At 50.6% G+C, this 21315-nt stretch carries 13 protein-coding genes and 1 pseudogene; 9 read left to right on the top strand and 5 right to left on the bottom strand.

Annotated elements, in window-relative coordinates; genetic code table 11:
• Positions 1 to 230: 230 nt before the first annotated feature.
• The 4 genes from PBN151_RS27830 to PBN151_RS27815 form a co-directional block, all read right to left on the bottom strand.
• Complete coding sequence (locus PBN151_RS27830; protein ID WP_028532574.1) at positions 231 to 449, bottom strand: DUF3006 domain-containing protein; 219 nt, start codon at positions 447 to 449, stop codon at positions 231 to 233.
• Between the two features lie 5 nt (positions 450 to 454).
• Positions 455 to 1345: a ComEC/Rec2 family competence protein gene (locus PBN151_RS27825; RefSeq protein WP_072731916.1), complete on the bottom strand. Its 891-nt coding sequence runs from the start codon at positions 1343 to 1345 to the stop codon at positions 455 to 457.
• A gap of 267 nt (positions 1346 to 1612) precedes the next feature.
• Complete coding sequence (locus PBN151_RS27820) at positions 1613 to 2164, bottom strand: BsuPI-related putative proteinase inhibitor (RefSeq protein WP_072731914.1); 552 nt, start codon at positions 2162 to 2164, stop codon at positions 1613 to 1615.
• 230 nt (positions 2165 to 2394) lie between these two features.
• A complete protein-coding gene (locus PBN151_RS27815) occupies positions 2395 to 3093 on the bottom strand; it encodes an aspartate/glutamate racemase family protein (RefSeq protein WP_072731913.1) in 699 nt (232 codons plus the stop codon).
• 630 nt (positions 3094 to 3723) lie between these two features.
• Between PBN151_RS27815 and PBN151_RS27810 the strand changes: the two genes are divergently transcribed.
• Positions 3724 to 4176 carry a hypothetical protein gene (locus PBN151_RS27810; RefSeq protein ID WP_072731912.1) on the top strand — a complete coding sequence of 151 codons (453 nt, stop codon included), beginning with the start codon at positions 3724 to 3726 and terminating at the stop codon, positions 4174 to 4176.
• A gap of 99 nt (positions 4177 to 4275) precedes the next feature.
• Here the strand turns inward: PBN151_RS27810 and PBN151_RS27805 are convergent.
• Positions 4276 to 5645 (bottom strand): annotated as a pseudogene (locus PBN151_RS27805) (IS1182 family transposase).
• Positions 5646 to 5851: 206 nt separating this feature from the next.
• On the opposite strand from PBN151_RS27805, the gene PBN151_RS27800 reads away from it, so the two are divergent.
• The 8 genes from PBN151_RS27800 (at position 5852) to PBN151_RS27765 (ending at position 21296) form a co-directional block, all read left to right on the top strand.
• Positions 5852 to 7069, top strand: coding sequence for a helix-turn-helix domain-containing protein (locus tag PBN151_RS27800; RefSeq protein WP_072731910.1), 1218 nt, complete (start codon positions 5852 to 5854; stop codon positions 7067 to 7069).
• Positions 7070 to 7117: 48 nt separating this feature from the next.
• The gene (locus PBN151_RS27795) at positions 7118 to 8155 is read left to right on the top strand and encodes an ABC transporter substrate-binding protein (protein ID WP_072731909.1); all 1038 of its coding nucleotides are present in this window, start codon (positions 7118 to 7120) and stop codon (positions 8153 to 8155) included.
• A 21-nt stretch (positions 8156 to 8176) separates the two neighbouring features.
• Complete coding sequence (locus PBN151_RS27790) at positions 8177 to 9028, top strand: alpha/beta hydrolase (protein ID WP_072731956.1); 852 nt, start codon at positions 8177 to 8179, stop codon at positions 9026 to 9028.
• A gap of 15 nt (positions 9029 to 9043) precedes the next feature.
• Positions 9044 to 9829, top strand: a complete 786-nt coding sequence (locus tag PBN151_RS27785; RefSeq protein WP_072731907.1) for a 2,3-dihydro-2,3-dihydroxybenzoate dehydrogenase — start codon at positions 9044 to 9046, stop codon at positions 9827 to 9829.
• 43 nt (positions 9830 to 9872) lie between these two features.
• Positions 9873 to 11132: an isochorismate synthase DhbC gene (gene dhbC / locus PBN151_RS27780; RefSeq protein ID WP_072731906.1), complete on the top strand. Its 1260-nt coding sequence runs from the start codon at positions 9873 to 9875 to the stop codon at positions 11130 to 11132.
• Between the two features lie 3 nt (positions 11133 to 11135).
• Positions 11136 to 12761 carry a (2,3-dihydroxybenzoyl)adenylate synthase gene (locus PBN151_RS27775; RefSeq protein ID WP_072731904.1) on the top strand — a complete coding sequence of 542 codons (1626 nt, stop codon included), beginning with the start codon at positions 11136 to 11138 and terminating at the stop codon, positions 12759 to 12761.
• Between the two features lie 351 nt (positions 12762 to 13112).
• Complete coding sequence (locus PBN151_RS27770) at positions 13113 to 14066, top strand: isochorismatase (protein ID WP_072731903.1); 954 nt, start codon at positions 13113 to 13115, stop codon at positions 14064 to 14066.
• A gap of 15 nt (positions 14067 to 14081) precedes the next feature.
• A complete protein-coding gene (locus PBN151_RS27765; RefSeq protein WP_072731902.1) occupies positions 14082 to 21296 on the top strand; it encodes an amino acid adenylation domain-containing protein in 7215 nt (2404 codons plus the stop codon).
• The last annotated feature ends 19 nt before the right edge of the window (positions 21297 to 21315 follow it).

Here is a 21315-nt window from a genome sequence, read left to right as displayed (position 1 = left end):
AGAGCACAAATTTGTGCAGCAGGGTACTATGAAATGAATAGACTAAGGAGATTAATACTTATATACAGATTATACAGCTTATATGTGAGAGATTAAGTCTCATCGTTCCCGTATTCATGGCAAAAGAAAAAGCATCCTTAGCAGGGGAATATCTATCCCAGGCTAAGGATGCTTGCAGGTTATCGCAGTCCGTTTTCTATTCTATGGTTGCATATTGTGAAAGCAAATGATTAGTCTTCGAATAACTCATCCATCAGCTGGTCGACTTCTTTTCTGCGTTCTTCTGTAGCTTGTTTGTCAATCGTGATTACATTTCCGACAATATGAACAACATCTCCAACCTCAGCTTCTGCGGGGAGCAGATGCTTCGGATATTCGATGGTATGTCCATCTTCTACTTCAATGGTTACGATATCACATTCAATCTGGTCGATTACCCCTTGAATCAATGTTGTTACCTCGCCTTCTCAAATGTTATTGATTTTCCGTCACTTATTGAAATGACAGTGCCCTCTTTATCAGTTCGGAACACTTTGACATTGGCTTTCTTGAGGCGTTTCATGATGACATCTTTCGGATGATTATATTTGTTATCCTTGCCAACGCTGATTACCGCATACGTTGGATGAATTGCTTTTAGGAACTCAGCTGAGGTAGACGTATCCGACCCATGGTGGCCGACTTTGTATACATCTGCTTTTAAATTCGCACCGCTGTTGACCATGTCGGTTTCGCTTTTACGCTCAGCGTCCCCAGAGAATAAGTACGATGTATTTTTGTATGTAACCTTAAGAACTGCGCTCCATGCATTCAAGTCCTTCCCGTAGTCTCCGACTGGAGCAAGGAACTCAGCTTGTACGCCATCGAGCGGGAGCTCGACCCCTGCTTTTGCGGATTTGATCTTGAGTTTTTGCTTTTTGACCGCTACAAGGAAATCCTCATAGGTCTTCGTTGTGTGAGATACTCTGGGCGCATATACGGATTTGGCTGGAATCGCATTAAGCACGGTATCCAGACCACCAATATGATCGGCGTCAGGGTGAGTGGCTATGACTGCGTCAAGTTGTTTAACCCCGTACTGTTTCAAATATTTGACCACGTTCTCACCTTGACTGTTGTCCCCACCGTCAATTAAGACATGCTGACCTTTGGGCGTGCGAATTAGGGTTGAATCTCCCTGACCAACGTCCAGATAATATACTTTCAATACGTCTGACGATTGCGCCTTAGGCTTCTCTTGCTTAGGCTTCTCTTTCTGGATGTTTCCTTGAGTTTCCGTACTTGTTGGTGTGCAAGCTGTCAGCAATACGACCAAAAGCAGGAAAGGTATGTATAGTTTCTTCATAGATGCCTCCTTCTCCTGTTAACAATATTATCATATTGCAATGGGGGATAGGATGGTTGATGTTAGTCTCTTTCTTGTTATTGCTGCCACCGTATACCATGAAAAGTTAACGAGAAACGCCGACAAATAGAAGATGGGAAGAAATTTAGATCCAGCACAGCACGAAAACACCTTCAAGATTATGTTTTATCTTGCGATAAGAACACTCATCAGAAGGTGCTTTTATTTTTCTCACTTTTTTGGGGAACTTCGAATCATTGATAAGGTTTATTTTAGCTCAACGATCGTACTGGCAATCAATTTCGGAGAAGCTGAGGAATCAGTATCAGAAGTGACATCTACTAACATCTTTACCTGAACGGTGTACCGTCCTTTCGGTGCCTTCTTTTTCGCCTTGTCCTTGAGATTCCATTCCGCTGTAAACGATAGCTCACCATCCTTTTTCAAATCATGGATGATCAGTTCTTGCGTGAATGCTTTGTTGTCAGACCAGTTGAACACTTCTTCATTGTTTTCATTGTTAACGATGATTTCATATTTTTGTGAGCTGTAAGAGAGAGTAATATCTTTGCCAGACGTGTTGCGGAGTTTCATATGAATGAGCAGGCGGTCTTTCTTTTTCTCGGTTGATAAAGTAGTTTGCAATGCAGGCTTCGATTCCTTTTTATCCTTGCCCTTGGCGGGCAACGGTTTGATTTGTTGAACTTGATGCTTCGATTGCGACTGCTGCTGGTTGGCCGCATATGCGCTTTGCGTACTGCCGACTAGAAAAATAAGCGTGCTTACCCATACCAGTGGCAGCATGATTGATTTTTTCATTCACATCACCTCATTCTACATAACGTGAGTGTGGGAGAGATTGTTGCATCGAAGTATTGAATTGTAAACTACATATTCGAGTTCATGAAAGGAAGAAGCCCTAGTCAATTGACTAAGGCTTAGGTAATTCCATCAACGAGATGGACTTCATATCCGATTGAGAGTTGCTACTTTGAGAAAGGCTTCCACCAGTTCATAACATTCCAGGGATATGGCTATTTTATTGTCTTTTATTGTCCCTTATTTAGAGATAAATTTACAGCTTCAACAGCATGTATATAGGTTGTATCAAATACAGGCACTTTGGAATCCTCCGGCTTTACCAATAATCCAATCTCTGTACAACCTAATATAATTCCTTCTGCTCCTAATTCAATTAACCCCTGGATCACTTTTTTATAGTAGTCCCTTGATTCTTGATGAATTTTTCCCAAACATAATTCTTCATAAATAATCTTATTGATAAGTTCTCTTTCATCGGCATTCGGTACAATAACTTTTATCCCATTCAGCTCTAAGCGGGATTTATAGAAATCCTGCTCCATCGTATATTTGGTGCCAAGTAACCCAATGGTTCGAAGCCCTTTTTCTTTAATTCGATTTGCCGTTGCATCTGCTATATGTACAATGGGGATATTGATTTTGGATCGGATATCATCTATAACTTTGTGCATCGTATTTGTACAAATAACGATAAAATTGGCTCCTCCTTTCTCCAAAGAGCGAGCAGCGTTAGCTAATACTTCACCGGCTTTTTCCCAATTTCCTTCTGCTTGGTACTGTTCGATTTCATCAAAATCAACACTGTATAGAAGGCATTTCGCTGAATGCAGCCCTCCCAGTTTTCTTTTTACCTCTTCATTAATTATCCGATAATATTCAACCGAAGACTCCCAACTCATTCCGCCAAGCAAACCAATTACTTTCATGTTGCCCCTCCATTCACACTTTTGCCATCAGTTCAACCGCATTTTTTTCTAATAGAACGATGAAGGAACTGATTTATGTATGCTACTATGGTTCTATATTATAATATTGAAAAGAGAAATCATAAAGGTGACGATAAATCTTAGTATACGTAAAAACTTGTCGTCGACCTCCAATAGCGTAAAAAGTCTTGGGGATCGACGACTAATTATACAAAGGAGACTGTTTGTTAGAATGGGCGTAGTGACGGCATTTTTGGGGTATTGAACGTACCTATGAGGAATTGAAGTTTAAAGAAGCTGCCGCCAATTGAACGGGGCTTTTTGTGTACCGAGCCCCTGTATTCCGAATGTTCGAACGCTCTTTCATATCACCGATTCTTTATGTGTACAAGTCACTACATTTATTCTGGAGCAACAGTAATATAAGTAACTGAGAAAGGCATACTCTATTTTACACCCTCGCTATGTCCACAATCCACTTAGATTAAGTTTTCTTTATAGAATATTACATTAATGTTTAATAACCGACAAAATATTAGTCCTATCGCACTATATACCAGAAGGTTGATTAATTGGTAATATTTTGTTAAGAGTTCGGCCGACTCATATTGCATTTGGAGGCGAATGTTTATGAGAATAAGAAAAGTAATAACAGCCTTGATTACTTCCGTGCTACTACTAACTTTTGCACCATCTGCTTTTGCGCAAAAAGGTGTTGCAGATACCTTTGATACTGCAATTGAGGTTGACCTTGGCTATGTGCATGAGCATGGCGGTTACCTCGACGCTCCCGATGATCTTGATTTCTACCATGTAAAGAACACTACTCCAGGCATGCGTACAGTAGCAGCGTTATTTATCCCACCTAATAGTGGTGGAACGTATGATCTGATGTTTATTGTATTCAAAAATGACGGACAAGTTATTTCGTTCAAAGATGAGGGCAATAGTCCTGCAATAACGCGTTTTCTGACAACCACTATTAATCCGGGTGAAGACGTGTATGTATTAGTGCGAGGGAGATACCCTTCGGATTATGATCCTAACACACCGTACAGACTGGTAATAGACACTCGCAGTTAGATGTTATTAATAAAAAAAGCACCTTTAGGTGCTTTCAGACTGTCGACAAATGCCTCAGGTTACATGTGTAACCGGGGCATTTTTTCAAAAAAATGGTTTTCAGAGCTTGAAAATAGAGAAAGGTCCTTTTTTCCTCCACATCCAATTCGCCAGTTTTTTGAGGTTCATGGCACTGAAAACAAGCATCGTCTGCAAGGCCACTTTTTGAAGTCCTCGTAAAGTGATCCATCGCATGTCATGCTTTTCTTTGAGATCGGCGAAGACACGTTCAATCGTTTCTTTTCGTTTAGCATATAACTGCTTGTTATCCGGTGTGTGCCTAAGATGGTCAACCTCTTCCACATACCTCGCCCAGACATGACGGGTCACTCGCTTGATCACGTCTTTGCTCTCCGTGCACTGGCTCCGTAACGGGCAATTTCTGCAAATACTCGGATTCGAACGGTATTGCTTATATCCTTCCCGGGTTGTAGTCTCATAGATTAACACCTGATCAGCCGGACAGAGATAACAATCGTAATGCTCATCATAGACGTATTCATGCTTCCGGAAGAATCCGTCCTTCGTATGTGGACGGGTGTAGGGCATAACGGGGCGAATCTGCTTACCAGCAACGTTTTACAAATGTGTGGGGTCTTGTATCCGGCATCTGCAGCTACCGCTTGGGGGCAGCCAAAGCTATCTGCAACTTCTTTTAAAACCTCAAGCAACATCTTACTGTCGTGGACATGAGCTCCTGTGACCTTTGTTCCAAGGATAAAGCCATTTCGGTCGCAGGCAGCATGCACCGAATAGGCAAAGGTTTGCTCTTTCTCATTTCTCACAAACCAGCCGCTTTCCGGGTCGGTTGTGCTGACCTTAACTTCCTTGACAGCAGCTTCAGACTTTTGGGGCAGTGGCTTCTTTCCGTGCATTGCCCGGTCCCGATTCAGTTCCGCTTCGAACTCAGTCTGGTACCTTTTCGGCTCTTGTTCCACCATTTGCTTGATGTATTTCTTCTTGTTAGCGTTGGCCTTTACGTGTGTCGCATTGATGAAGAGTACGGAGGGATCCACTAAATTATGGCGGCAGGTCTGTTTCAGGATCTGGCTGAAAATCTGCTCGAAAATGTCGGTATCCTTGAAGCGACGCACATAGTTTTTGCCAAAGGTACTGAAATGAGGAATGGACCGGGTAAAGTCATAGCCGAGAAACCAGCGGTAAGCCACATTAGTTTCGATTTCACGAATGGTTTGGCGCATGGAACGAATGCCGAACAGATATTGAATGAAGACCATCTTAATGAGGACCACTGGGTCAATGCTGGGCCGACCCTGATCTGCGCTGTACAGGTCTTTTACCAAGTCGTAAATGAAGGAGAAGTCGATGACTTTTTCAATTTTACGAACCAAATGATCTTGGGGAACCAGTTCGTCTAAAGCAACAACCGCAATCTGATAGCGGCCATCTTCCATTTCCTGATGAAGCATGATTTTCACCTCGTTCACATTGTTCTCTTATGTATTCGACAAAAAAAGAACCTCAACAGATGTTGAGGTTCTTTTTTTGTTCATATTTTCGTTGACTTCCTTAAAATGGTGTGTTAGTTTATGTTTGAAAATGAGAATCATTATCACCATATATTATATTTATATTATTCATCAACTTCACCGCGATTTCAAGAGGAGGGGAATTTATGCGTGCAACAGAAACAGCGCATACAGATAACGGCTCGAACGTGATGGGCCACATGCAGAAGACGGATTTGAAGGAGATCAAAGCGTTCATGGAGCGCCATTATAATGAGCAGCTCACCATTGGGCAATTGGCGGAGATGGCGAGCATCAGCCCCAAATATTTTGTGGATTTATTTAAACGAAGGTTCGGTCAGAGCGCTATGGAATTTTTGACGGATGTGCGCATTATGCATGCGAAGCGCTTGCTGACGGAATCAGACGCCAAGTTGCGAGACATTGCGCAGAAGGTAGGCTACCGAGACGAGTTCTATTTTAGCCGCAAGTTCAAAAAGGAGGTCGGCTTGTCGCCATCCGATTTCGCTAAAGATTCCAAGAGGAGCATCGCCGTATGCTCATCTTCGACAATAGGCCACTTGCTTGCGCTCCAACTCATCCCGGAGGCAGCGCCTCTCGATCCCAAGTGGTCTCCTTATTATTACAACCTCTACAGCAACAAAATTAAAACGCATCTTCTTTTAACTGATCCTTATCATAAATTCACATTTGAAATTAATCTGGATAAGCTGTGCCGGGCACGGCCGGACGTTATCATTGCCTCAGATCAGCTCCAAATGCGCGAGAGCAGCAAACTGAATGGGATCGCTCCTGTTCACAATGTATCCAGTAAAGCGGGCTGGAGAGAGCAGCTTATGGGAATTGCCCGCTTCTTGAACAAGGAAGAGCTTGCGCAGCAATGGATCGATCATTACGACAAAAACGCCCGAGCCGGACGCGCACAAGCGGCGCAGCAGCTGGGAGACGATCGCGTCATGGCACTGCGAATCTACCAGACTCAATTATTCGTGTACCAGAATCGAGGTTTAGAGGAAGTGCTGTACGATGACTTGCATCTCAAGGCTGCCTGCGAAAGAGGGCTGCAAGGCCATTCCCCGATCTCGATGGATGAGCTTCGTGAGCTGAATCCCGAACGGATTCTACTTGCCGTGTGCCCAGAGGCTTCATCCCGCAAATATTGGCTGTCACTGCAGCATTCGCCCGAATGGAGACAGCTTCAAGCGGTACGGAACGGGCATGTCCATCCGATAACCGCAGATCCTTGGTTCGAATATTCAGCGGTTGCGATAGCTCGGATGCTGGATGAGGCTTTGCTGCTCTTTACTGGAAATTGTCCAAATACATTTCAGGATTATGGCTATGGTGAATCCTTCGCAACGTGAGTATACTCAGAGTCGATTGAGAATCGTTATCATTGGAGGAGAGGGATCGTGTTAAATCGACGGAATGCAGGGGCAAAAGGTTGGAAATTTAGACTAACAGCACTATTGTGCTGTGTACTTATCGGAAGTTTGCTCGCGGGCTGCGGGGCCAAAAAGGAGGATGGCAATGCCGCATCCGAATCTCAGAGCCCGAAAGAAGCCACGTCCAATGTGTCAGCCGCTGCCGCGGGAGCGAAGAATGTTGCGACAACCGAAGAGCGGACGGTAACGGACGAGCTTGGGCATGAGATCAAGCTTCCGTCCACACCGAAGCGGGTATTCGCCCCTAACATGGAGGACTCCTTGCTGAAGCTGGGCGTGAAGCCTGTGGCTCAATGGTCTAACGGGAAGAAGGGGCATGAGTACTTGCAAGAAGAACTGAAGGATGTTCCTAAGTTGGACTTGTCGGCAGGGCTTCCTTCGCCGGAGGTGTTAATGTCCTATAACCCGGAATTAATTATCTTGCACACGGAGACATACGCCAAGGACGCAACAATATATGAGAGCTATGCGAAGATCGCGCCGACGTATGTTTTTAAAAATGCGTCCGGAAATATCGAGAAATCGCTCGTCACGATAGGAGACTTGCTCGGTAAGTCCACTGAGGCTGATGCAGCATTACAGGCATATCGGCAAAAGGTAACGGACGCCAAGGAGAAGCTGAGCAAGGCTGTGGAGAACAAGAAGGTCGCCATCATTCGGTTTGCGCCAAGAGGTATTAGTCTGATGGGAGGCAAGTATTTGTGCGGATATGTGCTCCATCAAGATTTGGGACTTGGTATTACGAAGCTGGTGGCCAATGAGAACAGCGCGAATCTTTCGCTAGAAGTCCTTCCTGAAATGGATGCTGACTATATTTTTGTCATCAACGCTTACGATCAAGGAAGCGACCGCATGAAAGAGATGATGGACAGTCCAATTTGGAAGAGCATGCCTGCAGCTAAGCAGGGTCATGTCTATGAAGTGAACAACCAGTACTGGCTTGGAAGCGGCTTGATTGCGTATGAAAAAATCGTTGACGACACGGTTCGCCTGTTGACGGAATAGGGGGCAAAGCGGTTGGAACAAATGAAATCAACGCTGACGCTTACCGACTTTTCACGCCGCAGGATCGAGATTCCACTTGCAGAACAGTGGGTGCTTCGTTCACGCGCAGAACGGCGATCGTATCAAATAATGGTGGCTCAGCCCCTAGGATCGCCTCCACCAAGCGGTTATCCGGTTATTTACTTGCTGGATGGCAATTCCGTATTCGGCATGATGGTGGAAGCGCTGCGGCTGCAGTGTCGCAGACCGGATAAGACCGGTGTGCTGCCCGCAGTTGTGGTAGGCATTGGGTATGAGACGAACGGACCATATGCACCAGATCGCTTCTACGACTTCACACCGCTGCCTGCCTCGGACTTCAAACAGCGCTCAGACGGCACACCACTCCCCGAGCAAGGCGGGGCGGGGGCTTTCCAGCAATTCATTGAGGAGGAGCTGAAGCCGCAGATCGAGAGTGAGTTCCAGATCGACCGCAATCGTCAGGTGCTGTTCGGTCACTCGCTGGGCGGCTTGTTCACGATCTATACGCTGTTCAGCAAGCCAGAGGCTTTTCGATATTACATCGCGGGCAGTCCATCACTCCATTGGAATCCAGACTACATGCAAGAGCTGGAGCGGAAATTTATCGCGCAAGCACGAATGAGAGAACGCTCATTTCCTGCACAGGTGCTTCTTGGTGTGGGAGAGCTTGAAAAAACGCATGTATGCCGTAACTGTGAGCGCGCGAACGAGCTGGCGAATCGTTTGTCGGCTATATCAGCAGACATAGGAGTAGAGGCGGAATACAAGGAATTCGAGCAGGAAGGCCATGTGTCGGTGCTTCCGATATTGGTGAGCCGGGCGCTGCGATTCGCACTGAATCCGGACAAATAAAGAGAGGTTAGTTGAATGAGATATTCAGGGATTGAAGGCAAGGTGGCCGTTGTCACAGGTGCGGCACAGGGAATCGGAGAGGCGGTGGCCCGCGCGCTTGCCGTTCAAGGTGCAATCGTGGCCGTCGTCGATCGGAATGAGGCTGGTTGCACCAGCCTCGCAGCCGAGCTTAATGCAGGCGGATATCATGCTGCTGCTTATCCAGTCGACGTATCCGACAGTGCGGCTGTGAATCGAACGGTGGAGCGGATAGAAGAAGAGCTTGGCTCGATCGGCGTGCTTGTTAATGTGGCAGGCATTCTGCGGCTGGGCCCGATTGAGACGCTGAGCGATGAAGATTGGCAGTCGACCTTCAGTGTTAATGTCAATGGCGTATTCTATATGTCGCGCGCTGTCGTAACGCGTATGGCGAAGCGCAGATCGGGAGCGATTGTGACCGTAGGCTCCAATGCCTCCGGTGTACCGCGCACACAGATGTCCGCCTATGCGGCATCGAAAGCAGCTACAACGATGTTCACGAAGTGCTTGGGCTTGGAATATGCTCGTCATCATATTCGCTGCAATATTGTGTCACCAGGTTCTACAGATACGGAGATGCAGCGCTCACTGTGGAATGGTCAGAACGGAGCGGAAGCAATGATTGCGGGTTCGCCTGAATCGTTCCGCCTCGGGATACCGCTGGGCAGAATCGCGCAGCCATCGGATATTGCTGATGCTGTTTTGTTTCTCGCATCCGAACAGGCAAGACACATCACGATGCACGACATGTGTATCGACGGCGGTGCGACATTGGGATGTTGATGCTTAGGCTAGGTGTCTGATATATCGGAAGGAGTCGATTGACATGTTGAAATGTGATACCGTTCCCACAAGTGAGGGGATACGGCTTCTAGAACAATATCAGACGGGATCGTCCTTTCTATTCTCGTCGCCTCAAGGTGCATTACTGACGCACGGGGAATGGGCGCGGCTGGTGGATTGGCAGGCCGTGGATGAAGAGAGCTTGCCTCAGGCCGTGTCGAAGCTGCTGGATGCAGCTCGGCAGGGGGATCGTGATTGCCCGGTCGTTGTCGGTGCAATTCCGTTTCACATGGAGGATCCTGTGTGTCTATATGTACCGAAGGAAGTGCACCGGTACAAGCCATTGCGCATGGATGCGCATGATTATTTGCAACAGGAAACGGAACGAGACAGCTATAGCGTACGAGCTGTTCCGGAGCCAGAACAGTATAAGCAGGGCGTCAACCAGGTTCTTGAGCGGCTGCAATCGGGCGAGCTCCAGAAGGTGGTGTTGTCCCGATCTTTGGAAGTGACATTGAAGCATGATGTGGATGTGCAGCGCTTGCTGCATCGATTACTCTGCCAAAACACTCGTGGATATACGTTTGCAGTGCCATTAACGATGGAGCACCCGCATACAAGCAAGGACAAGGGCATATCTGCTGCTAATGGAACAGCCCAAACGTTAATTGGAGCAAGCCCCGAGCTGCTCGTAACGAAGCGGGGAATGCACATTAAGGTGAACCCGTTGGCTGGTTCAGCAGCACGCAGCGATGATCCGAACGAGGATGAGCGGCGTGCCGCCCAGCTTCTAAGATCGGACAAGGATCGGCATGAGCACGCGGTCGTCATTGAGGCGGTCGTATCCGCTCTCCGTCCGTATTGCAGCAAGCTTCATGTGCCGGAAGGCCCGTCCCTTGTGTCTACGAAGACAATGTGGCATCTGTCTACGGAGATAAACGGGGAGCTTGCGGATCATGACATTTCCTCCTTAGAGCTTGCTCTAGCGCTGCATCCGACGCCTGCTATTTGCGGGACGCCTACGGAGGCCGCTCGGAACTTGATCCGGGAGATTGAACCGTTCGAGCGTGGGTTCTTCACGGGGGCGGTCGGCTGGTGCGATGCGAACGGAGACGGAGAATGGGCCGTTACAATTCGCTGCGCGGAAGTGGAGGGCCGCTCGCTGCGTCTCTTTGCGGGAGCGGGAATCGTAGTCGGCTCGTCCGCGGAAGCGGAGCTTGCCGAGACGTCCGCCAAGCTTCGCACGCTGCTGCAAGCGATGGGGCTGAATGAACAACAACCGATGATGATGCAGGGGGGATGAACGATGCTGTCAGGATGCCCGACATGGCCGGAAGAATTTGCTGCACGTTATAGACAGGAAGGATGCTGGCAGGGAGAGACATTCGGCACGATGCTGCGCCACCGTGCAGCCCAATATGGAGAGCGCATCGCAATTGTGAGCGGCGATCGGCGAGTCAGCTATGCGGAACTTGATGAGCAGGCGGATCGCCTTGCTGCTGGATTCTATCGCTTGGGGATTAGGGCGCAGGATCGAGTTATTGTCCAGCTTCCGAATATTCCACAATTTTTTGAAGTTATATTTGCGCTGTTTCGCATCGGAGCACTGCCTGTCTTTTCCTTGCCAGTGCACCGCAGGAACGAGATTGGCTACTTATGCGAGTTCACACAGGCAGCAGCGTATGTAATCCCCGATAAGGACGCGGGGTTTGATTATCGCGAGCTCGCCGCACAGGTGAAGGACACGCTGCCAGATTCGAGCCGCGTTATTGTTGTAGGAGAGCCAGGTGAATATACAGCGCTGGATGATCTGTATGCTGAGCCTAGCATTGGCGAGATTAAGGGGCCGAGCTCTGGAGATGTCGCTTTCCTCCAATTATCTGGCGGGACAACTGGCTTGCCAAAGCTTATTCCACGGACGCACGACGATTACATATATAGCCTGCGTATGAGCGCAGAAGTTTGCGAGTTGAATGAGCACAGCGTATATCTGGCGGTGCTGCCGATCGCGCATAATTATCCGCTTAGCTCTCCCGGCGTGCTTGGCACGCTATATGCAGGAGGGCGGATCGTGCTTGCCCGCGGAGCAAGTCCTGATGAAGCTTTCCCGCTTATTGCCGAGGAAGGCGTCACCATTGCAGCCGTTGTGCCACCGCTCGCCTTAATTTGGCTGGATGCCGCGGAATCGCGCCGCTACGACCTCACTCACTTGGAAGTGCTGCAGGTTGGGGGCGCCAAGTTCAGCGCAGAAGCTGCCAAGCGGGTGCGAACGACGATTGGCTGCACATTGCAGCAGGTGTACGGGATGGCAGAGGGCTTGGTGAACTATACGAGATTCGACGACCCCGAAGAGACGATCATCAATACGCAGGGCCGTCCGATGTCTCCGTATGATGAAATCCGCATCGTCGATGATGAGGATGACGAAGTGGCTCCGGGCGAGGTGGGACATTTGCTGACGCGCGGGCCGTACACCATTCGCGGATACTACCAAGCAGAGCAGCACAATGCAAGATCCTTTACGTCTGACGGCTTTTATCGCACAGGAGATATGGCCAGAATGACTCCGGCTGGATATTTAGTGATTGAAGGGCGGGCGAAGGATCAGATCAATCGCGGCGGCGATAAGGTGGCGGCTGAGGAAATCGAGAATCATTTGCTTGCCCATCCTGGTGTGCATGATGCCGCTGTTGTGTCTATGCCGGATGAATTTCTTGGCGAGCGCACATGCGCATTCGTCATTCCCTATGAAGCTGTCCTAACGGGCAGCGAGTTGAAGGCTTTTCTAAGAGACAGAGGGCTTGCATTATATAAAATTCCCGACCGCGTAGAGTTCGTCGAATCCTTTCCTCAGACGGGAGTCGGCAAGGTGAGCAAGAAGATGCTGCGGGAGCTGATCGCTGCGAAGCAGGGGGCATTGAGCAAGAAGTGAGCAAAAAAATAAGTAAAAAATAAGAGAAAAAATGATCGAGAAGCATTTGAAGATGTGATGAAGCATTAGAAGTACATTAGAAATTGTAACTGCAGAAACCAGAGGAAGTTCTTGACAAGAGCCTAATGAAGGTGCTGGAAAAGTGCCAGAAGAAGTGGCTAAAGAGGTGCCTAAAGAGTACCCAAAAAATACCTACCTATAGGACTGTCTGAGAATGTATCCGATTCGTTAGAAGCAGTACTATGGAAGTTCTATTGGAGTATGTAAAAAGTAATGAGGTTTCGTGTTCATGAAAATGTCTCGTGTTGTTGCAGAGTTTATCCATAAAAACTAGTGAAAAGAGGAGAAACGATGGGTCTTCCTACTATCCTTCCATATCGAATGCCAAGTGAGGCAGAACTGCCAGAGAACAGGGTCGACTGGAGTCCGGATCCAAGCCGTGCCGTACTGCTCATCCATGACATGCAGCAGTATTTTGTCGATGCCTATCAGGCTGGCGAATCGCCGCTGGTTGAACTGATTGCGAATATTAAGGAGCTGCGCGAACGCTGTTCGGAGCTTGGCATACCTGTCGTGTATTCGGCGCAGCCAGGGGGGCAGACTCCTGAGCAGCGCGGATTGCTGCAAGACTTCTGGGGGTCGGGAATTAATGATGGGCCATATCAGAAAAAGTTCGTTGACGAGCTGGCGCCGCGGGTGAACGATATTCTCGTGACGAAATGGCGCTACAGTGCCTTTCAGAAAACGAATTTGCTTGAAACATTACGGGAACGCGGACGGGATCAGCTGCTCGTATGTGGGATTTACGCACATATTGGCTGCCTGATGACCTCGTGCGAGGCATTTATGCAGGATGTCCAGCCGTTCCTCATTGCAGATGCGGTAGCTGATTTTTCGCTCGATAAGCATCGCATGGCGTTAACTTATGCGGCTGAGCGCTGTGCAGTAGTGGCAACGACGGAACGGGTTCTGAACGCTCTTAACCGGAATGCTGCAGAGCAAGAAGCAGAGGAAACAGCCGGAGCAGAAGCGGGTTGTTCAGTAACACTGCAAACTGTGCGTGAAACGGTTGCGGAGCTGCTGCAGGAGGAGCCGTCTGCGATTGGCGATCAAGATAATCTAATCACGCAATGGGGGTTGGACTCCATTCGGATTATGAGCTTAGTGGAACGTTGGAAGCGCAGCAGCATTGCGGTAAGCTTCGTGGAATTGGCGGAACGGCCGACGGTAGCAAGCTGGTGGGAGCTCTTGTCCGCCAAGCTCAGCAGTAACTCGGTGCCTAATTATGATTATTACTCGATATAAAAGGAGGTCATCATCATGCACGATCAGGAGAAGGAACGATGGCCGCTATCGGGAGCACAGGCTGGAATCTGGTTTGCGCAGCAGCTCGATCCTGACAACCCTATATTCAACACCGCTGAATGTGTGGACATCCGCGGGCCGATAGATTCTGCTCGCTTCGAAGCGGCTCTTCGCCAGGCGGTGACAGAGGCCGAGGCGCTGCATGTCCGCTTCGGAGAGGATGCAGACGGTCCATGGCAGAAGATCGTCCCCACAGACGACTGGGTGCTGCACATGATTGATCTAAGCAGGGAGGTTGACCCGGAAGGCACAGCCCGAGCGTGGATGAACCGCGATATGGAGAAGCCCGTTGATTTGCATTCGGATCCTCTTTTCACGGAGGCGTTATTTAAGATCGAGACCGAGCGGTACCTCTGGTATCAGCGCATTCACCATATTGTCATTGACGGATTCGGCGCAGCATTGTTGATGCAGCGTGTGGCGCAAAACTATACAGCATTAACCTATGATCTTCCGAATGGAGCCGGAATGTTCGGTTCCTTGCAATCCATTTTGGAGGAGGATGCGGCATATCGTTCTTCGGAACAGATGAACCGTGACCGGGAATTCTGGCTGGAGCGCTTCTCCGACAGGCCGGAAGCAGTTAGCCTTGGAGGACATGCACAGCGAACGGCCCGTCACTTCGTACGCCGCACTGCGCATATTCCGGCTGCCACGGTGAGCGGATGGCAGTCGATTGCAGCTGAGTCGGGAACAAGCTGGCCGGATGTTCTCGCAGCAGCGACCGCGATATATGTGCATCGGTTGACACAGGAAGAGGAGATCATTCTTGGTCTGCCTGTAATGTGCCGACTAGGATCAGCCGCATTGCGCGTTCCTGGTATGGTCATGAATTTGCTTCCGCTGCGTGTGGAGGTAAGTCCGGAGAGAAGCCTTGGCGACCTGCTGCGTGAGGTGACACGCGAGATCCGCATGATTCGGCGTCATCAAGGGTATCGCCATCAGGATCTGCGCAGAGACTTGAAGCTGCTTGGCGACAATCGCAGGTTAATCGGCCCGTTCATTAATGTCATGCCTTTTGTCGAAGATGTCAGCTTCGCAGGTTATCGCGGCAAAGTCAGCAACCTGTCTGCAGGGCCTGTCGATGATTTGACGATTAACGTATACAGCCATGCGGATGGCAGCGGGCTGCGTCTCGATTTCGACGCGAATCCCGAAATCTATAGCTTGGACGAGCTATATGCCCATCAACAGCGCTTCCTGTATCTATTGGATGGAATTGCGCATGCCGAATCGAATCTGCCTATTGGACAGCTTCCGGTGATTACGCCTGAAGAACGCCGACAGGTGCTTGAAGAATGGAATGATACTGCACATGATGTTCCGAGCATAAGTGTGCCAGAGTTGTTCGAGGAACAGGTGGAGCGCGCTCACGAAGCAGTTGCGGTCGTATGCGAGGACGAGCAGCTTCGATATGGGGAGTTGAATACGAAGGCGAATCGGCTTGCCCATTACCTCATTTCCTGTGGCGTCGGGCCCGATCGTATTGTCGCGCTGTCTCTCCCACGCTCGGTGGAAGCGGTCATTGCCATATTGGCTATCCATAAGACAGGGGCCGCGTATTTGCCGCTTGATCCTGATTATCCAGCGGAGCGGCTCGCCTATATGCTGGAGGATGCTGATCCGATCTGTCTGATTGCGACGAAGGAGACGTCCGTGAGCTTGCCACCTTGCAGCAGGAAGACTATCGTGCTGGATGAATCGGCAACCATAGCTGCGCTGGCGCAATCACCTGCTCACAATCCTACGGATGAGGACAGGATCAGGGAACTCTCAGCACAGCATATTTCATATGTCATTTACACTTCCGGCTCCACTGGGAAACCAAAGGGGGTCATGCTTACCTTTGGCGGCTTGGCCAATCTGCTGCATGACATGAAGGCACGGCTGGCGCTGAGTCAGCAAGATCGGATGCTGTCCGTCACTACGATATCTTTCGACATATCTGTAATGGAGCTGCTATTGCCGCTTATATCTGGATCCGTACTCGATATTGCCCGCAAAGAAACGATTCTGGATCCGTCCGCACTGGCAAGCCGCATTGCGGCAACAGGCGCAACGATCATGCAGGCGACGCCGACACTGTGGCAGGCGCTTGCCGACAGCAGGCCGGAACGATTCGCCGGGCTCAAAATGATTACGGGTGGCGAGGTGATCTCGCTCGCGCTGAAGGTGGCGCTACAGGAGTTGAACGGCGAGGTAAACAATCAATATGGACCGACGGAAACGACGATTTATTCGACCGCGGGGCTGCTTGACCATAGTCAGACGAAAAAGCCGTCTATCGGTCGGCCAATTCGGAATACAAGACTGTATGTGCTCGACAGTTCATTGGAGCCAGTGCCTCCCGGGGTAGTGGGAGAACTGTATATTGCAGGCGCCGGACTTGCGCGCGGATACTTGGGACGTGCGGATTTGACTGCTGAGCGCTTCGTTGCTGATCCATTCGGATCTCCTGGTACGCGAATGTATCGTACAGGAGATATGGTGCGTTGGTTGGCAGACGGCACGATCGATTATTTGGGACGTGTGGATCACCAAGTGAAGCTGCGTGGATTCCGGATTGAAACGGGTGAAATCGAGGCGCTGCTGGGTGCCCATCCTGACATTTTACAAGCAGCGGTTACCCTATATGAGGATCATGCGGGTGAACGGCGGTTGGCGGCTTATGTGGTTCCATCATCATCGTCTGGACTAGAACCTGCGGAGCTGCGTCAATATGCAGCACGGAAGTTCCCGGATTACATGGTGCCGTCCGCTTTCGTTGTTCTTGACGCGATGCCGCTGACACCGAATCGCAAAATCGACCGCAAAGCTCTGCCTGCACCAGATCGCGCTGCCGCAGCAGCGGGACGCGAACCGCGCACACCGCAAGAGGAAATCATATGCGCCTTATTCGCAGAGGTGCTGGGGCTTCCCCGCGTAAGCATCGATGATGATTTCTTCGCTCTCGGCGGTCATTCCTTGCTCGCGGGACGTGTTATGGTGCGTGTACGAGAGGCATTCGGCGTTGAGATGAATATCGGAAGCCTGTTCGAAGCGCCTACCGCAGCGTCTCTCGTGCGGCGTCTCGATTCTGCACAGGAGCAGAGACCAGCCATCCGCGCGAGCTTAGGCAAGCGGCCTGAGCGGCTGCCACTTTCTTTTGCCCAACAGCGATTATGGTTTCTGTACCGGCTGGAGGGGGCAACGCCTACTTACAATATTCCGCTCGTTGCCCGAATGTCGGGCGAGTTGAATGTCGAGGCGCTGCAGGCAGCAGTTTATGATGTGGTGGATCGTCATGAGACACTGCGCACGATTTTCCCGGATGAGAATGGCACATCAAGTCAACTGATACAACATTCCAAGGGTGTACAAATACCGTTCGAGGTGCTGGACGTAAGTGAGCAGGAACTGAACGGCAAGCTAGAGGAAGCAGTACGATACAGCTTCCGTCTTTCGGAGGAGCCGTCGCTGCGAGTTCACTTGCTCCGAACGGCGGCGAACGAGCAGGTGCTCTTGCTGCTGCTGCATCATATTGCAGGCGATGGCTGGTCGCTCACGCCGTTGACTCGTGATTTGTCGATTGCGTACGAGGCTCGCTGCCGGGGCGAAGCGCCGGCGTGGACACGGCTTCCTGTCCAATATGCTGATTATGCGCTGTGGCAGGAACAGCTGCTTGGAAGCACCGATCAAGCGGACAGTCTGATCGCGCGCCAGCTCGATTACTGGACGGAAGCACTGAAGGGATTGCCAGAGGAAATGGAGCTGCCTACCGATTATCCGAGACCTGCGGCCGCTAGCCATAAGGGAGGCACCGTCCGACTGCAAATTGATCCTGTCCTGCATCGTCGGCTGACAGAGCTTGCTCGAGGCAATCGGGCCAGCTTGTTCATGGTGCTGCAGGCTGCGTTGGCCGTGCTGTTCACCCGACTTGGAGCGGGCAATGATATTCCGCTTGGAAGTCCGATCTCAGGTCGTAATGATGATGCGCTTGACGGTTTGATTGGTCTGTTCATCAATACACTTGTCATACGCACCGACACGTCGGGCAATCCAGGCTTTGAAGAGTTGCTGTCCAGAGTGCGCAAGGTCAGTTTGGAGGCGTATGAGCATCAAGATGTGCCTTTCGAGCGCCTTGTGGAAATATTAAATCCGGTTCGCTCGCGTGCTAGGCACCCGCTTTTCCAAATCATGCTGGTGCTGCAAAATACACCAGAAGCTTCGCTGGAATTCCCAGGCTTGTCGTCGAACCTGCAGCTTGAGAGCGTGGGTACGGCGAAGTTCGATTTGACTTGGGAATTGAACGAGCGTCGTAACGCAGATGGAGCGCCGGATGGTCTGGATGGGATTGTGGAGTTCAGCGCAGACCTGTTCAAGCGCGAAACGGTTGAGATGCTCGCTGCGCGTTATGTGCGCATATTGGAAAGCATCGCCTTAGAACCAAGCAAACCGATTGGAGAAATTGATATATTGCTGCCAGAGGAGAGGCACGATCTAGCGAATGATTGGCTGACATGGAGTTCATCTGCCCTAGATGCTGCGCAGGCCACAATTCCGCAATTGTTTGAAGCGCAGGCTGCCCGTTCGCCGCAGGCCATTGCTATCGTTCATGAAGGCGTGGCCTTAACATATGAACAATTGAATAACCAGGCAAATCGCTTGGCACATCTGTTGATGGAGCACAGGGTTGGGCCGGAGCATATTGTAGCCCTTGCTTTGCCAAGGTCGATGGAAATGATCGTCGGCGTATTGGCTGTATTAAAGGCAGGGGCAGCCTACTTGCCGCTTGATCCTGATTATCCAGCGGAACGGCTTGCTTATATGTTGGAGGATGCGGGACCTGTATGTATCGTGACGGATCGGCACACGATTGACAAGCTCCCAGATGGAGGGATGGGGGCAGTGCCGCGCATCCTACTTGATGATCCAGAAGTGATGCGCAAGTTAGCAAGCTGTTCCGAGTCTGATCCTGTAGAGCAGGTGTGCAGACGCAAGCTCTCTCCTTACAGTCCGGCTTATATCATTTATACGTCCGGCTCGACGGGCAAACCGAAGGGTGTGCTTGTTCCGCATCAGAACGTGGTGCGGCTGTTCTCCGCAACCGAGCATTGGTTCCATTTCGGCGCCGATGATGTATGGACGTTGTTCCATTCTTATGCTTTCGACTTCTCGGTATGGGAAATATGGGGCGCGCTGCTGCATGGTGGCCGACTTGTCATCGTGCCTCACGCTGTCAGCAGATCGCCAGAGGAGTTCCTGGGACTGCTCGTGCAAGAAGGGGTAACGGTTCTGAATCAGACGCCGTCTGCTTTCTATCAACTCATGCAGGCGGACAGGGAGCATCCGAACCTCGGGCAAGCGCTGTCGCTGCGCTATATCGTCTTCGGAGGAGAAGCGCTGGAGCTGGGTCGACTGAGAGACTGGTACGAACGGCATGCGGATGATGCGCCGCGGCTTATTAATATGTACGGGATTACGGAGACGACAGTTCATGTCAGCTTCAATGAGCTGAATCGCAATTGCGACGTTCCGGGAGCATCCAGCCTGATCGGCGGATCGATTCCGGATTTGAGGGTGTATGTGCTGGATGATGCACTGCAGCCCGTACCGTATGGCGTAACAGGAGAAATGTACGTATCCGGAGCAGGCTTGGCACGCGGCTATTGGGGTCGGCCGGCTTTGACGGCGGAACGGTTCGTGGCCGATCCGTTTGGCCCGCCTGGAAGCAGAATGTACCGCACCGGAGATTTGGCAAAGCGTGTGATTGGTGGCGGACTGGATTATTTGGGACGTGCCGATCATCAGGTGAAAATTCGCGGCTTCCGCATCGAACTGGGCGAGATTCAAGTCGTGCTTGCCAGACATCCAAACGTAGCTCAGGCAGCGGTCATTGTGCGGGAGGACAGTCCAGGGGATAAGCGGCTTGTGGCCTATGTGGTTCCTGCTGCAAATGCCCCTTGGGATGCGGCGGAGCTGCGCCGACACGCGGCTTCCATGCTTCCCGATTACATGGTGCCATCAGCCCTTATTGGGCTGGATGCATTGCCGCTCACGCCGAATGGCAAGCTGGATCGCAAGGCGCTTCCGGCACCCGATTTTGCCCTTGATGCAGATGGGCGCAATCCGAGAACGCCGCATGAAGAGGTGCTCTGCGATTTGTTCGCTGAAGTGCTGGGTCTTCGCCGTGTCGGGATCGATGACAGCTTTTTCGAGCTTGGAGGACATTCCCTGCTTGCGGTTCGGCTCATCAGCCGTATCCGCGAAGCGCTTGGACGAGAGCTTAGCATTGCGGTATTGTTCGAAGCGCCAACCGTGTCCGGACTCGCGGAGCGAATGGAGTTGGATCGGGACAGCGGGAACAGCGCGCTCCAAGTACTTCTGCCGCTGCGTACGCATGGCGAAGAAATTCCGCTATTCTGCGTCCATCCGGCAGGTGGCTTGAGCTGGTGCTATGCCGGATTAATGAAGCAACTTGGTGTAAATTACCCGATTTACGGCTTGCAGGCACGCGGAATTGCACAGGCTGAGGAGCTTCCGCAGACACTGGATGAGATGACGGCTGACTATATTCGCCACATCCGCATGATTCAACCGCAGGGTCCGTACCGCTTGCTGGGCTGGTCGCTGGGCGGCAATGTCGCGCATGCGATGGCCGTGCAGCTGCAAGAGGCAGGGGAAGAGGTTGCGTTTCTGGCGATGCTGGACGCCTATCCGAGCCACTACTTGCCGATTCGGGGGGAACCAGATGAAGAGGAAGCGTTGACCGCCCTGCTTGCCTTGGGAGGTTATGACCGTGACAGTATCGGCGATGAGCCGCTGACAATTGCAAGCGCAATCCGCATTTTGCGCAGCGACAGCAGTGCCTTGGCTACACTGGATGAAGCGACGATTATGAATTTGAAGGTTACATATGAGAATTCAGTCCGTCTGTTGGGTGCTTATGTGCCGAGAAGGTACGAGGGCGATCTGTTGTTCTTCCGCTCAACGATCATTCCAGATTGGTTCGATCCGATTGAGCCGGAGATGTGGATTCCTTATGTGGGCGGCCGTATCGAACGCCATGATATTGCATGCCGGCATAAAGACTTGTGCCAGCCAGGGCCGCTAGCTGAAATTGGGGCAAGTATCTTACAGAAGCTTCGAAATGCGAGCAGTAGGAAGGGCGTTTCTGAAATGCATGTGTAGGCATCCTCTGTATCGGGTA

This window comes from Paenibacillus sp. NAIST15-1 (genome assembly GCF_001894745.1).
GTDB lineage: Bacteria > Bacillota > Bacilli > Paenibacillales > Paenibacillaceae > Paenibacillus_B > Paenibacillus_B suaedae.
The sequence above is the reverse complement of the archived record's forward strand: the minus strand, read 5'-3'. Positions and strand labels throughout refer to the sequence as shown.